Source organism: Salinivibrio sp. EAGSL (genome assembly GCF_013366455.1).
Lineage (GTDB): Bacteria > Pseudomonadota > Gammaproteobacteria > Enterobacterales > Vibrionaceae > Salinivibrio > Salinivibrio costicola.
In genome coordinates, this window is the sequence record NZ_JABWMG010000009.1 from 62410 (window position 1) to 77455 (window position 15046).

Annotated in this window: 9 protein-coding genes and 1 tRNA gene; 5 read left to right on the plus strand and 5 right to left on the minus strand. The window is 49.9% G+C overall.

The genetic code is table 11. The features are described from left to right. Positions 1 to 31 precede the first annotated feature (31 nt). Positions 32 to 1984: a DNA topoisomerase III gene (locus HLG76_RS07390; protein WP_175993379.1), complete on the plus strand. Its 1953-nt coding sequence runs from the start codon at positions 32 to 34 to the stop codon at positions 1982 to 1984. A gap of 59 nt (positions 1985 to 2043) precedes the next feature. Here HLG76_RS07390 and HLG76_RS07395 read toward each other — a convergent pair whose 3' ends face one another. Beyond that, positions 2044 to 2802 carry a sulfite exporter TauE/SafE family protein gene (locus HLG76_RS07395; RefSeq protein WP_175993380.1) on the minus strand — a complete coding sequence of 253 codons (759 nt, stop codon included), beginning with the start codon at positions 2800 to 2802 and terminating at the stop codon, positions 2044 to 2046. A gap of 232 nt (positions 2803 to 3034) precedes the next feature. On the opposite strand from HLG76_RS07395, the gene HLG76_RS07400 reads away from it, so the two are divergent. Then, positions 3035 to 5995, plus strand: a complete 2961-nt coding sequence (locus HLG76_RS07400) for an EAL domain-containing protein (protein ID WP_175993381.1) — start codon at positions 3035 to 3037, stop codon at positions 5993 to 5995. A gap of 168 nt (positions 5996 to 6163) precedes the next feature. Then, a complete protein-coding gene (locus HLG76_RS07405; protein WP_175993408.1) occupies positions 6164 to 8185 on the plus strand; it encodes an alpha-amylase in 2022 nt (673 codons plus the stop codon). 87 nt (positions 8186 to 8272) lie between these two features. Here the strand turns inward: HLG76_RS07405 and HLG76_RS07410 are convergent. The 3 genes from HLG76_RS07410 to HLG76_RS07420 all read right to left on the minus strand — a co-directional run bounded on the left by HLG76_RS07410 (position 8273) and on the right by HLG76_RS07420 (position 10592). Next, positions 8273 to 8349, minus strand: a tRNA-Pro gene (locus HLG76_RS07410). Positions 8350 to 8453: 104 nt separating this feature from the next. Continuing rightward, positions 8454 to 10334, minus strand: coding sequence for a DUF3413 domain-containing protein (locus HLG76_RS07415; protein ID WP_175993382.1), 1881 nt, complete (start codon positions 10332 to 10334; stop codon positions 8454 to 8456). Between the two features lie 39 nt (positions 10335 to 10373). Beyond that, the gene (locus HLG76_RS07420; protein ID WP_021022298.1) at positions 10374 to 10592 is read right to left on the minus strand and encodes a YejL family protein; all 219 of its coding nucleotides are present in this window, start codon (positions 10590 to 10592) and stop codon (positions 10374 to 10376) included. Between the two features lie 77 nt (positions 10593 to 10669). Between HLG76_RS07420 and yejK the strand changes: the two genes are divergently transcribed. After that, positions 10670 to 11689, plus strand: a complete 1020-nt coding sequence (gene yejK / locus HLG76_RS07425; protein ID WP_077576308.1) for a nucleoid-associated protein YejK — start codon at positions 10670 to 10672, stop codon at positions 11687 to 11689. Positions 11690 to 11745: 56 nt separating this feature from the next. Here the strand turns inward: yejK and nhaC are convergent, their stop codons facing one another. Further along, positions 11746 to 13188: a Na+/H+ antiporter NhaC gene (gene nhaC / locus HLG76_RS07430; protein WP_175993383.1), complete on the minus strand. Its 1443-nt coding sequence runs from the start codon at positions 13186 to 13188 to the stop codon at positions 11746 to 11748. 563 nt (positions 13189 to 13751) lie between these two features. Between nhaC and asd the strand changes: the two genes are divergently transcribed. Further along, on the plus strand, positions 13752 to 14876 hold the full coding sequence (gene asd / locus HLG76_RS07435) for an aspartate-semialdehyde dehydrogenase (RefSeq protein WP_021022301.1): 1125 nt from the start codon (positions 13752 to 13754) through the stop codon (positions 14874 to 14876). The last annotated feature ends 170 nt before the right edge of the window (positions 14877 to 15046 follow it).

Consider the following 15046-nt stretch of genomic DNA (forward strand, 5'->3'; position numbering starts at 1 on the left):
TGCGGACAGCGACTGATAAAGAGACTCTGTCATGGCACGATTATTTATTGCGGAAAAACCGAGTTTAGGGCGCGCAATTGCCGCAGGCCTGCCTAAGCCTCATAAAAATCAGAAAGGATACATTGAAACAGGGCAAGGCGATGTGGTCACCTGGTGTATTGGCCACTTACTCGAACAAGTCGAGCCCGAGGCTTATGACAGCCGCTATAAAAAATGGCATCTGGCTGACCTTCCTATCGTGCCTCAACAATGGCAATTGCGCCCACGCAAAGCCGCCTCGGGCCAGCTGTCCGTGGTTAAAAAACTGATTAAGCAATTTGATCAGCTGGTTCATGCCGGCGACCCAGACCGCGAAGGGCAGCTGCTGGTGGATGAAGTGATTGACTATGCGAAGGTCAGTCAGAGCAAAAAAGCCAATATAAAACGCCTTTTGATCAGTGATTTAAACCTCTCTGCGGTGAAAAAATCGCTCAGCAACATGCAAGACAATAAGGGTTACATGCCCTTATCTGTTTCCGCGTTAGCTCGGTCACGTGCCGATTGGGTCTATGGGATGAACCTAACGCGCGCTTATACCCTGCTAGGGCAACAGGCCGGTTATCAAGGCGTATTGTCGGTCGGGCGGGTACAAACGCCGGTGCTTGGCCTAGTGGTGCGACGCGATCAAGCAATCAAACATTTTATTCCCCATCCGTATTATCAGCTCGACGCCATCATTGCTCATCAAGGGAGTGAAATACGCGCGCGATGGCAGCCCAGTGACGCCTGCGCCAAATGGCAAGACGAGCAAGGGCGCGTACTTTCTCGGTCACTCGCCGACAATGTCGCCTATCGAATTACGGGGCAGCCAGCCACGGTCACTGACGCGGAACGTCAGCAGCGAAAGCAAGCGGCGCCACTGCCTTATAACTTGTCAGCCTTGCAAATAGACGCATCAAAGCGATTTGGTTTTAGCGCCCAAAAAGCCCTGGATGTGTGCCAACAACTGTATGAGCGCCACAAGATCATTACCTATCCGCGATCGGATTGTCGTTACTTACCTAAAGGGCACTTCGCTGAGGCGCCCAAGGTGTTGGCAGCGATTAAAAAGGGGTGTCAGACACTGATCCAGGCTTGTGACAATGCGGATCCAAAACGCAAAGGCAAAGCATGGAACGATGCCAAAGTCGGTGCGCACCATGCGATTATTCCAACCGCGAAAGCTGCGCCTGCGAGCTTGTCAGGCGATGAAGCGAAAATTTATCAGCTGGTGGCGCGCCAATATGTGATGCAGTTTTATCCGCCTGCCGAGTATGCAGAAGGAAAACTGGTGTTCGATATTGCCGGTGGCTGTTTTATTGCCAAAGGCAAGGTGCTCACTCAAGCGGGCTGGCGCGCGCTATTGCCCTCCACGCAAACCGCAGACAGTGACGCCACGCCTTTGCCCTTAATGGAGAAAGGTGAGCAAGCGCAGTGTGAGCGTGGCGACATTAAAGACTGCATGACCGAGCCACCGGCTGCGTTTACCGAATCCAGTTTGTTACAAGCGATGACCGGCATTGGTCGCTATGTGCAAAACAAAGCACTGAAAGAGATACTGCGAGAAACCGATGGGCTCGGGACCGAAGCCACTCGGGCTGGGATTATTGAGCTGTTGGTAAAACGTGGTCTTTTGAATCGACAAGGAAAAACACTTCACGCGACAGCCAGTGGAACGGGATTAATTGATGCCTTACCCGACAGTGCGACCTACCCGGATATGACCGCTGATTGGGAGCGGCAGCTGCAAGATATGGCGGACCGACAATGCGCGTATCACCCCTTTATGCAAGCGTTAACCGACAAGGTCGCTGGCTTGATTGAAAGTGTAAAAACCTCACCACCGCCTGCCTCTTTGCAAGGTTTACCGGCTGCGCCGGCAAAAACATTTAAACGTAAAACACGGCGCACCAGCACTCGTCGTAAAGGAGCGGCGAAATCAACGGGTAAGACCGCGACACAATAACCGCACCAGTATACTCGAGCAAAAAATGCAGTGATCGCCCGACAACAGACTCGCTGCCACTAAAATAAATAGGCGGCGAGACAACCGACCAACGTCATCACAAATAAAAAGAGTTTTAATAGCTTGGGGTTCGCGGAGATAGCAAATCGTACCGCAATCCGTGCCCCGACCATGGTCCCTATCGCCAGGATCAGCCCTGGCGCCCAACGGACCAGATCATCAGCAATAAATACCAACAGTGAAAGAGAGGTGAAAGCTAAGGTGCATGCCAGTTTGAGCGCATTACCACGGACCAAGTCGTAGTGTAAGGTGCCACATAGCGCGGCGAGCAAAACAAATCCGACCCCTGCTTGTACGAATCCGCCATAAAAGCCTGCGAGCATAAGACCAAACCATGCGGTGGGTGTGTCAGCCACCTTTTTGACTGGCGTACCGGCGGGGGGGCCAAAAGTGGCTGGCTTAACCAGCATCACTACCGTCATGGTCAGCAAGGTACCGAGTAGCAAGGGTTTGACCCAACTGGTTGGCAACCATGCAGCGGCCAATGCGCCGCACAAGCCCCCGATTAAATTCGGTATCAATACCGGAATGATATCCTGAGTATCGAGCTTGTCATGTTGACGAAACCCGCTCATCCCTGACGCACACTGTAGCCATACCGCCACCCGATTGGTGGCGTTGGCGACATCGGCAGGCATGCCCATCACCATCAATGCAGGTAATGTTAGGTTAGAGCCACCACCCGCGAGGGTATTGATAATCCCGGCGATCACGCCCAAGATCACCAAGATAAAACTGTATTCGAGACTGATCGCCATACACGCTCCTTGTTTGCAATCTCTTGTGTTTTTTGGATAAAGGCGGTTCGATTGTATCGCCAATGTGTGTATGTAACCGTTTGATCTTACGCATACTGAGCCTGTGTAATGCGGTGAAACTGACCGGTAACACTGGCGATTCTCTCTATGCCCTTTATAATCACGTGCTACACCTGAGGTTTTTGGTTAATGTTCGCTCCATAAGCAGGGCGAGATAAGGTTGTACCAGGTCATGCAGCAAGCTGTTCCATCGGCACTTGATAAAGTCGCCCGCCGCTCGGCGCGAGTCGGATTCATTTATAATGTGGTTATCTCCGTGATGGTCTTCATGTTTGCGGTGGTTTCCGTGGAGTTTTGGCTATATCAACAAGCCCATGACCAAGAAGTAAAAGACGTTCGTAACGCCTTGTTGGCCTACCGCTCGCGGATTGAGCTTAAAGTGACGCAGAATGTCGATTTAAGTCATGGACTGACCACCTATATCAGCTTAAATCCAGAACTGACGCAAGACCAATTTTCCAGCTTTGCCAGCCAGTTAAAAGCCAAATCTGCTCATATCCTCAATTTTGCCGCTGCCAGAAATTGGGTGATCAGTCATGTGTATCCTGCGTCGTTAAAGCGTATCTTAGTCGGGACGCGTTACCATGATGTGCCTGAGCAATTAGCCAGTGTACGTGCGGCGTATGCCTCCAGTGAGCCCGTGATTTCAGGGCCGGTCGATCTTCTTCAAGGCGGAACCGCCTTAATTGCACGTCAATCGATCATCAATCAAAACACAGGGTTACCCTGGGGCGTGTTATCCACGGTGCTCGATATCGATAGCCTTTTCTCCGCAAGCTTTGCCGAAGGCGAGGCGTATCCAGTGCGTGTGGTGTTGCAAGAAAAATCGACCGCCGAGGGGAGGTTTACCCCCATTTACGGTGACCCCTCGATCTTAGCGCAGTCCCCTGAATCCGTCGCAGTGAGCTTGCCCTCCGGCCACTGGCGCTTATTGGGGATCCCGCAAGACGGTTGGAAAAGTTTGCACCCTCACCCCATGGTATGGGGAGTTGGCTTGATTATCTTAGGGTTTTGGCTCGGCGGATTATATGCTCGATTAAATGCTGGACGCAGCTTTGCGCAGTCGATTGGTCGCATGGTTGATGATAGTTACCGCTTTAGGAGTATCTTTAAACGCCATGATGCGGTGATGATGTTACTGGATGCCAAAAGTGGCGAAATTTTAGATGCTAATGACAGTGCCCAACGTTTTTATGGCTATGACCATGCAACGCTCACAGCGATGCGTATCAACGAGATTAATACACAAGTCGACAGCACCCTCAAACAAAGCCTTTCACAGGCGAGACAGCGCGAGAAAAACTGCTTTATTTTTGAACATCGGCTAAAAAACGGTGAGAGTCGCCAGGTCGAGGTTCATTCATCCCCGATCACCGTTGGTAACGCACGTCTGCTGTTCTCGGTTATCCACGATGTATCTGAACGGTTAGAGGTTGAACGTAAGTTGATGCTCAATGCGAAAATCTTTGAGCAATCGAGCGAAGGGGTGCTGATCACGGATGCGCAAGGTGCTATCGTCGCCGTCAATGGTGGCTTCAGTGCGATCACCGGGTATCAAGAAGAGGATGTCGTCGGCGCAATGCCATCCATTCTGAATTCGGGCCGTCATGACGCACATTTTTTCGCCGAAATGTGGCAGCAGATACATCAAGAGGGACATTGGAAAGGCGAAATCTGGAATCGCCGCAAAGATGGTATCGTGTATCCACAGCTTCTCTCGATCAGTGTGGTAAAAGATGACGCCGGTGACGTGGTGAATTATATCGGTGTTTTCTCTGATATCACCCAGCTTAAAGACTCAGAAAAAAAACTGATTGATTTGGCCCACTATGACTCGTTAACCGGATTACCGAATCGCCTGCTGCTTACGTCGCGCATTCGTCAAGCGATGAATAGGCAATCGGTCCAGCGTAACCAGCTGGCGTTGATGTTTCTCGATCTTGACCAGTTTAAGTTCGTCAATGATAGCCATGGCCATACCGTCGGTGATGAACTCCTTAAATTAGTCAGTCAGCGCTTAGAGGGTCTGTTAGAGGAGGGCGATACCTTAGCCCGTCTCGGTGGCGATGAATTTGTGATCCTACGGGTGATTAATGCTGATGATAATGCCTGTATTCGCTTATCTGAAGATGTGATCCATGCCATGAATCGCCTGTTTATGCTCAAAGGTGGGATCGACGCTCAAATCGGTGTCAGTATCGGCATTGCCCAATATCCAGAGAATACCGCGAGTACCGATGATCTGCTGACCTTTGCCGATTCGGCGATGTATCACGCGAAAAAATCGGGGCGAAACACCTATGCGTTTTACAATGATGCGTTGACGGTAGAAGCGAATCACAAGTTACGTTTGGCGGTCGAGCTACGTCAGTGTGTGCAAAATGAAGAGTTAGAATTATATTACCAACCCCAGGTCGATCTGGTGACCGGCGATATTATTGGCGTCGAGGCGTTATTGCGTTGGCATCACCCAGAGCGGGGGCTGTTATCACCGTTTCACTTTATTGATGTCGCCGAAGAGCGCTCGATTATCCACGATATCACGCAGTGGGTGGTTGAGACTGGATGTCAGCAATTAAAAGCCTGGCAGGATGCGGGCCTCAACGTGTCTATGGCGGTGAATATCTCGCCGCGCAACCTTGCCGACGTGGCCTTTACGCAAGTGGTGTTTGAGGCCTTGGACCGCACCGGCGCCGATCCGCGCTTTTTAGAGTTAGAAATTACCGAAAATACCTTGATAGAAAACCAAGCCAACGCGTTAAAAGTGCTGGAGCAATTACGTGATAAAGGGGTTGGGATTGCGATCGACGATTTCGGCACTGGCTATTCATCGATGGCTTATCTCAAGCGCTACCCCATTTCAAAATTAAAAATTGATCGTCATTTCATTAAAGACATACAAAGCCAATCACCCGATGAACAAGAAGTGGCAATTGTGTCGGCTATGATTGCCATGGCCGATAGCCTTGGGATGGGGGTCGTTGCTGAGGGCATTGAGACCTTGCATCAACAGGCGATTTTGCATGAATTGGGCTGCACCTTTGGTCAAGGGTTTCTCTATCGCCGTCCTATTCCCGCCGTGGAGATGAGCGAATTGTTAGGTCTGGATCCAGAGGGAGAGTGCGGCGCGTAATCGGCTCCTCCTCTAACTGTCATCGCTCACAATTTTAGGGCGCAGAGGCAGGAATGATGTCAATGCCTTGCTGTTTTTTTACCCTGATAGAAAATGGCAAGGAGCACAATCATGACTTTTTTCTTTCCTCGACAGCGGCTGGCCATCGCGGTAGCGGCCTCGTTGACTATGGCAGCGTCGTTTTCCACTGCGGCGGCCCCGCATATCACGGTAACCACAGCAACGACACAGTCTGATCGACCGCTTGATCCCAACGCCCCAGCGGTCTTCTCGTTAGGTAAGAACACCTACCAAATCAGTGTGGAAGGGATAGCAGGTGACTGTCAGGCCGCGTCTCCCGAGAACGCGAAATTTAATACGCCTATTCCGCTTTCTTGCCAAGATCAGACAAACTTTGAACTTACCGTGCGTTTTGCTGGGGATTACGGGTTTTATTATCAGCCAGAGACGGAAACAATCCGCGTTAAACGTGAACCGAAAAAGACCGCATCAAGGTTTAAACGCCCGTTGCCCGATGTCCAGTGTCACCGCTATCAAGGTGGGCCGGTCACCCTCTCTTTGGGAGAGAGTTTTGCCGATGGCACGCAATTAAAAGAGGCGCTCAGTGGCCAGGTTGTCACGGTGAAAAATCACAGCGTGACGCTCACCCCAGCCTCTGAAAGTGGTGGGTTGGTGTTGCTCGCCCCGGTTACAGCACCAGAGCCAGATTTTACCTATCGCAATGCAAACATTTATTTTGTCATGGTGGACCGATTCAGTAACGGCGATCCGAGTAACGATCACAGCTATGGGCGGCGTCAGGATAAAGCGCAAAACATTGGTACCTTTCATGGCGGAGATCTGCAAGGCGTGATCGACAAATTGGATTATATCCAATCGCTCGGCACCGATGTGATCTGGTTATCGCCGATCGTAGAGCAGGTTCACGGGTTTGTCGGTGGTGGCAGCCAAGGGGACTTTCCGTTTTATGCCTACCACGGCTATTGGTCGCGTGATTTTACCCAAGTAGACAACAACTTTGGTGATGATGCCACACTAAAAAAATTGGTCGACGAAGCGCATCAACGCGGACTAAAGGTGTTTCTGGACGCAGTCGTCAATCACCCAGGTTACGCAACGCTCGCGGATTTACAGCAAGACGGGATTGAGGTAGTCAATGACACTGAATTACCGGCGCAATGGCAAAATTGGCAGCCCGGTGACGGACAAAGCTGGCATGACTTTCATGATGCGATTGATTATAAGAGCACGAATTGGCAGCAGTGGTGGGGAAAAGACTGGGTACGCGCAGGATTACCGGGGTACGATGAGCCTGGCAGCAGTGATAAAACGCTGACCTTAGCCGGATTGCCTGACTTTAAAACTGAATCTTCGCAACCGGTGACCCCGCCACAATGGTTGCTCAACAATCCCGGCACGCGAGTAAAGGTGCGAGACAATTACACAGTGAGTGATTACTTACTCGAATGGCAAACCCAGTGGGTTGCGCGTTTTGGTATTGATGGTTTTCGTGTTGATACCGTCAAGCATGTTGATGGTGAGGTTTGGCGAGCGTTAAAAGCACACGCCTCGGAGGCATTGAAAAGCTGGCGCGCCGCTAATAATCAAACGGGCGAGCCCTTTTGGATGATGGGAGAAGTATGGGGGCACAATGCCTACCGGAGCCCTTATTTTGACCAAGGCTTTGATGCACTGATTAACTTTGATCTGCAAAAGCGGATGGACAAAGGGGCGTATTGTTTAAGTGAAATGGAAACCACGTATCACGCGTACGCTGAGACCATGCAAACAGAAGCGGATTTCATTCCGGTTAGCTATATGTCGTCTCATGATACCGAGCTCTTTTTTAGCCGTTTTAAAGATGCCAGCATGCAACGCGGTGCTGCCAACGCATTACTTCTGGCGCCCGGTGCGGTGCAAGTCTATTACGGTGATGAAGTTGGACGTGATTTAGGCCCTTACGGCGATGACTTTCACCAAGGAACACGCTCGGATATGGTGTGGCAGCGTAACGCCATGCAGGCGGGGTTATTAAACCATTGGCGAAAAGTGGGGCAGTTTAGGCAACGCCACCCTGCGGTAGGCGCGGGCGCGCACCAAGTGATCCCTCAACCAGGCGCGTATGTCTTTTCCCGGCAATATGGAGAAGACACCATTGTTGCCGCGTTTGTCGGGCGTCAAGCCGAATAAGTGTCCGCCGCGAACAGGATGTTTATCCTTGTTGAACGTACCATACGAAAAAGCCCGTCACTCATTGAGCGACGGGCTTATATGTATTGGTCGGTCTGACTGGATTTGAACCAGCGACCCCTGACACCCCATGACAGTGCGCTACCAGGCTGCGCTACAGACCGACTAAGCGCTATATTACGAATCGACCTAATGACTGTCAATTGCTAAACGCGATTGTTTCCCGGTTTTTCAATTGTTTGGCTACTTATGCGCCACTTATTGGCCATTATTGCGGCTCACGATCCTCAGGATAATAGAAACGCTTTAATTCGTGCATCACTTGCATCAATAGTGACAACTGGGGCTTACCTTCGGGAAGTGGGGTATAGTGGCGATCATAGACTTTATAATTGCCAAATTTATCCACCACCGTGGTTTTTTGTGGCTGTATCACCACAATATCGCGACTGTCACCGGCCAACACCCATTTGCGTGATTGGCTTTCGAGTTCAAACAGATTCACACCGCTACTGTAACTGTTGGCGGGTGAGCTCACCGATAGCATCGACTCCATCAATGTCGGTGCCACATCAAGGTGGCTACTGTAATGATTGATCTGCTCGGCCGGTTGATTAGGCCAGTGCATCACCATCGGTACTTGAAGCTGATAACGGCTGTAGTTTGAGTTCGACCCCCAACTATTCATCCCGGTTTCATTAAATTCCATGCCGTGGTTTGCCGTAATCATCACTACGGTATTGGCTAGCTTTCCCGAAGTCTCAAGCTGTTGAATCAGTTCGCCCAATTGCTCATCCAGATAGTGAGCGGCATTGTTATAGCTATTTTTGAGGACCAAGCCTGTTTGCTGGTCGACACCGGCCATTCCACTGTTAAGCGCCGGTTGGAAAGGTTGCGCATAGTCGCCGCCTTGCTCATATTCATTCACCGTGGCGAGCTCTAAATAACCAAACCAAGGTGTATTTGCTTGGCGCCCTTGTAGCCAGCTTTGCATCGAGGTGATCGCACTGGCATCGGCCTGCCAAGCCGGTGCCTCTGACTGTGTATCTCGGTCGAGTGCGCGACTAAAAATACTTTGATAGTAAATGGGGTTAGAAAAGTTATCGCCACTGAACAGCCCGAGTTGATAGCGACGTTGATTGAGCGTATCCATCAATACAGGACGCAACCCCTCAGTTCGCGCGCTTTGCGCATAGCTGCCCGGCAGTCCATAAAAGAAACCAAACAAACCGGCCATATCATCGTTGCTGCTACTGAAGTGATTCTTAAACCACAGGTTATCGGTAGCGAAACGATGCAGGTGAGGCATGGTGACTGGGTTAAGCATATCGGCACGCAACCCTTCAACCATCACCACCAATAAGTTTGGGCGGTATTTGTTGGCATCTGACGCAAACGACAGTGGTTCCAACGGATAACGAATCACCTCGCTGGTTTCTTGGCCGCGCTGCTCGCGTAGGCGTTGATACTCTTGTCGATCGAGCAAGCCATACTTTTCCATAAAGGTTTTTGCTGTCATCGGATACGAGACAGGAAAGGTCGAACGCTGCGCCGTGACTGGACTATAAATGAACGCATCGGCCCAGATATGGATTAAATGGCTGGCAACAAAGCAAAGAGCAAACACGCTGGCAACCGGAACACCAACGCGTTTACGGGTTAATTTACGCAGCTTACGCCACACCCACTCGGCCATGACCAGCTCTAAGATAAAGATCACCGGCCCTGCAATAAATAAATACTGCCAGTGGGCATTCATATCGGTTTTTTCGCCGCTTAAAAGCAGCTCCCACACCAAGGGGTTAAGATGTAGGTGTAAGGTTTGATAGGCGTAAATATCCAGCAGCAATACCATCATTCCGACAGTCGCGACTATTACCGCAAAAAGCCGCATAAGACGCTGAGACGGGATGATAAAACTGGCTGGAAAAATGATTAGAATATAAAGCGCAAAAACCAGGAAGCCGAAGTGGCCGACCCAGTTAAAGATCAAGTAGCTTTGCCCTAATAGGGTGTCTGGCCACCCAGATTGGGTGATATAGCGGGTGCCCAGCAACATAGCGGCAATGATGTTGAAAAAGCTAAACCAATGCCCCCAACTGATCAGCTGGGATACTTTGTCGCGATACGATGTTCCGCTATCAACCATACAAATTTATTCTTCTCTGATTAGATACTGCTGCAAGCGTTATTGGTTATCGATGGATGCCATTAATGCTTGGGCGAACTTCTCGGCAAATGCCTGACGTTGTGCGGCAGGAATATTGTGGTTAAGGATATTAGTGGCGACATTCCCAATCACCATCAGTGATAAATCCGTCGATGCATCGTGTTGCTCTAACACATTGACAACATCACTGATAATACGTTCCACTTGCTTATCATCATATTTTGAGGTTACAGGCATAAAATCGTCTTGTCTTCTTAAAACCAAAGCAGCGTATAATAACCCACACTTTAGTCTTACTGAAAATCTTTTCAATCATGACCCTCACGCTTTCTAACGTAATATTACATCAAATTGTCAAACAAGCTGATGATTCGCTTAATGTTCAGCTTCGCGACGGACCATTACCGCTCAACGAACAAACCGAAAATCTGATGGCCGATGTACATCGGGTTTATCACGCAAAAGCAGGCAAAGGGTTTGCGTTGTTCGACACCGAGAGTGAATTCCAGCAATGGTTAAAGGCTTACCGCGCTGACGAACTGGACTTTCAAGCCTTTTCTGAACGCGCCGTTGAACGTCTGCGCGCTGAGCTCGCGAAATATCCATTTGCCGATAGTGGCACCTTGGTGATGGCGCATTACCGTGCCTTAGCCACTGACTACGTGTTTATTGGTGTGGTGGAATCAAAGCACAGTTTACGCGTCACGGACGAGCTTGACGTTAACGCCACCGAATACTTAGATGTCAGCAAAATGGATATCGCGGCACGGATTGATTTGTCTACCTGGGAGACGGATCCGGCATCAAATCGTTACTTGTCGTTTATCAAAGGGCGAGTTGGGCGCAAAGTTGCAGACTTCTTCCTTGATTTTTTGCAAGCGGAAGTGGGCATGGACAGCAAACAGCAAAACCAAGTGCTGATGCAGGCAGTTGAGGATTACTGTGATGATGCCCGTTTGGATAAAGAAGAGAAGAACAACTACCGCAAGCAGGTGTATGACTACTGTAACGATCAGCTTAAAGCGGGTGATGAAGTGGTGGTCAAAGAGCTCGCGGAGGAATTGCCAGCGACTCCCGAAGGAACGGACTTTTATCAATACACCAACCAGCAAGGCTATGAACTGGAAGCGCAGTTTCCTGCCGACCGCACCACCATGCGCAAGTTAACTAAATTTGTCGGATCGGGGGGTGGCTTATCGGTCAACTTTGATGCCATGTTGATGGGGGAGCGCGTGTTCTACGATCCAGACACAGACACCCTTACCATAAAAGGGACGCCCCCAAATTTGCGTGACCAACTCCAACGCCGTTTATCCAGTCGAGACGATGAATAAAAAAAGCGGGACACGGCTAACGTGTCCCGCTTTATTTTAAGCGCTTCTATTGCTCGTTAGGCACGCTCTGGCGCAGACGCTATTGCGGTTGTATCTTCTTGCGCTTGCGCGGCCTGGTTTGGCTCAACCTTATCGACAAACCAACCGAAGTAGCTGGTCACGATGGTGACGGCAATACACACAAAGCTTAACCACATGAAGGGTGCATAAGACAAGGTGGCGACGCCAAGAATACTGGCCATATAAATACCGTTATCACTCCATGGCACCATGCCTGAGGTTAACGTGCCACCAAATTCAGCGTTACGAGACAAGTTTTTACGTTGATAACCCAGTCTGTCGTAGTTTTTGGCACAGATTTTAGGGGTTAAGATCAGCGACACATACATGGCCGAGCCGAATACGTTCCCCATAAAGGCGGTGCCGATGGTGGAGGTTGCCAAGCTACCTGCACTGTTAACGCGACGCTCAAACAAGCTGGCAATGGTATGCAAGACCCCGACTTTTTCGAGTAAGCCACCAAAACCCAGACCAAACACAATCACAGCCACGGAACCGAGCATTGAAGACATACCACCGCGGTTGAGAATGGCATCGATAAAGTCGACACCCGATGAGATAGAAAACGGCGCCCACGCGGTATTAATGGCGTTCACGGGGGTTATATCTTGCAGCATTACGGCCCAAACCACACCCAGTAATGAACCAAAACTAATGACCGGGAAAGACGGTAATCGCATTGCCAGCAGCGCGAGGACAATCAGCACCGGCACAAAGGATAGTGGTGAAATCACAAACTGCTCCTGCATCGCTTGCTTCACCATCTCTACTTGGCTCATATCCACATTGCCTGCGTAGTGCCAGCCAATCAGAGTAAACAGAATACCGGTAATGATGTAACTGATCAGTGCAATCGGCAGCATGCCTTTGATGTGCTCAACGATTTCGACGCCAGACATTGACGAAGCGAGGATCACTGAATCAGACAATGGCGACATTTTATCACCAAAGTAGCACCCTGAAAGAACGGCACCTGCCGTCATTGGGGCAGGGATCCCAAGGCCTTGACCAATCCCCATCATGGCAATACCCGCGGTTCCGGCAGCCCCCCAAGAGGTGCCCGTCGCTAAAGCGGTTAACGAGCAAATCAACATGGTCGCTAAAAGGAAGATAGAAGGGTGGATAGCTTTAAGACCATAGTAAATGATAGTGGGGACGATCCCGCCTGCAATCCAGGTGCCCACCAATGCGCCAACCGATAGAAGTATTAAAACGGCGCCTAAGCCGTTAGAAATTCCTTTCGTGGCAGCACTTTCAAGATCTTTGTATTGATGGCCAAGTTTTAACCCCAATCCCATAACCACAAACCAGCCGATAAATAAGGCCAGTTGAATGGGGAGGTCTAATTTGGCGGTAAACGAAAACGCGAGCGCCAAAAAGGCGCCAAGTGCTAATACCACCTGAATGATGGAGGGTAATCGAGCTTGCTGTGTTGTCATAACTTAACCTTCTTCACGTCGCTTGCTGGGTAACCGGTCGCTTGCGGGTTACCGATAGCGTTGAGCGAGTCAATATCATTATCGGAAGGTGGATCGTCTGTGATTGCGCGACTACTCCCTGCGCGATTTAGCGATGCCTTAAGCAACAACCAAACTCACATCACTGTCCTTGTTTCAGTATCCTTTGTTCCATTTGTGAGGGGCCCTACTCTAGCTAACAGAGTAAAGTGATGGGAAACATTTTTGTCGCTTATGTGAGTCGCGCGCGAATTAAGTTACACCCTGACGTGATTGGTTAATATATGGTTACTTTAAGGATGTTTAAGTGTTTCAATATTTTGTTTTGTCTGTTTTTTTCAGTTTGTTTTTTAGACGCCTGTACGTTAAATCAAGTTAGGCATAGGTGACGGAAACTTGAAAATGAGGTCATTTAATAAGCAGGCAGAGGCGTTAACCTGACGACCGTGATAAGACGTGTTAGTATCAAAAACGTTTTTTCACTGACTGTCAGGCAACCATATGCTGTTGTTAACGGCGGTCACACAACATGGAGTGTGAAAATTATGATGCGAGTAGGTTTAGTTGGCTGGCGCGGCATGGTGGGATCGGTGCTGATGCAGCGCATGGTAGAAGAAAAAGACTTCGACCATATCGAACCTGTGTTTTTTAGCACCTCACAAGTCGGGATTGCAGCGCCGAATTACGGCAAAGATGCAGGCATGTTACAAGATGCCTATGACATTGAAACGCTCAAAACCCTCGATGCTATTATCACCTGCCAAGGCGGCGATTACACCAACGATGTTTACGCAAAACTGCGTGAATCAGGTTGGAAAGGCTATTGGATTGATGCAGCGTCATCATTACGAATGGCAGATGATAGTATCATCACCTTGGATCCGATTAACTTCAAACATATCCAAGCGGGGATCCATAACGACACGCGCACGTTCGTCGGCGGTAACTGTACGGTTAGCTTGATGCTGATGGGCTTAGGCGGTTTGTATCAAAACGGTCTGGTTGAGTGGATGACCGCGCAAACGTACCAAGCGGCGTCTGGCTCAGGCGCAAAACACATGCGCGAGCTGATCAGCCAAATGGGTGTCATCAATGATTCAGTGAACACTGACTTGGCAAGCCCTGCAACATCTATTCTAGATATTGACCGCAAAGTGGCTCAAACCCTACGCTCGAGCGATTTTCCTAGCGAGCAGTTTGGTGCGCCACTCGCAGGCTCATTGATCCCTTGGATTGACGTCAAGCGTGACAACGGCCAAAGCAAGGAAGAGTGGAAAGCTTCGGTTGAAACCAACAAGATTCTAGGGTTACAAAACAATCCGATTCCTATCGACGGGACTTGTGTCCGTGTGGGAGCCATGCGCTGTCACAGTCAGGCGCTGACCATCAAGCTGAAAAAAGCGGTGCCGATGGATGAGATTGAAGACATGATTGCGTCGCACAATGACTGGGTGAGCGTGGTGCCTAACGAGCGTGACGTGACCATGACTGATCTGAGCCCAGCAAAAGTGACAGGCACCATGTCTGTGCCAGTGGGTCGTCTCCGTAAACTGGCGATGGGGGATGATTTCCTTAATGCCTTTACTGTGGGTGATCAGCTGTTATGGGGAGCGGCAGAACCGCTACGCCGCACGCTGCGGATTATCTTGTCAGAAAAAGAACAAGATTAATTCTCTTGGACTTATCAAGTTCCGTTAAGCCGTCAACCTAGTTGGCGGTTTTTTTGCCTAAAATGCGAGTTTGCAAAGCGTATCAGGCATAAAAAAAGGAGGCGATAAACGCCTCCTAGTGATTGGTAAGCCTGGGTTTACAAGCGCCTAGGTTTGCAAGAGCCCAGGTT

Coding starts and splice junctions, on each gene's coding strand:
- HLG76_RS07420 (WP_021022298.1), bottom strand. CDS start 10,592: ATGCCTGTAACCTCAAAATATGATGATAAGCAAGTGGAACGTATTATC.
- HLG76_RS07395 (WP_175993380.1), bottom strand. CDS start 2,802: ATGGCGATCAGTCTCGAATACAGTTTTATCTTGGTGATCTTGGGCGTG.
- HLG76_RS07415 (WP_175993382.1), bottom strand. CDS start 10,334: ATGGTTGATAGCGGAACATCGTATCGCGACAAAGTATCCCAGCTGATC.
- yejK (WP_077576308.1), top strand. CDS start 10,670: ATGACCCTCACGCTTTCTAACGTAATATTACATCAAATTGTCAAACAA.
- asd (WP_021022301.1), top strand. CDS start 13,752: ATGATGCGAGTAGGTTTAGTTGGCTGGCGCGGCATGGTGGGATCGGTG.
- HLG76_RS07400 (WP_175993381.1), top strand. CDS start 3,035: ATGCAGCAAGCTGTTCCATCGGCACTTGATAAAGTCGCCCGCCGCTCG.
- HLG76_RS07390 (WP_175993379.1), top strand. CDS start 32: ATGGCACGATTATTTATTGCGGAAAAACCGAGTTTAGGGCGCGCAATT.
- HLG76_RS07405 (WP_175993408.1), top strand. CDS start 6,164: ATGGCAGCGTCGTTTTCCACTGCGGCGGCCCCGCATATCACGGTAACC.
- nhaC (WP_175993383.1), bottom strand. CDS start 13,188: ATGACAACACAGCAAGCTCGATTACCCTCCATCATTCAGGTGGTATTA.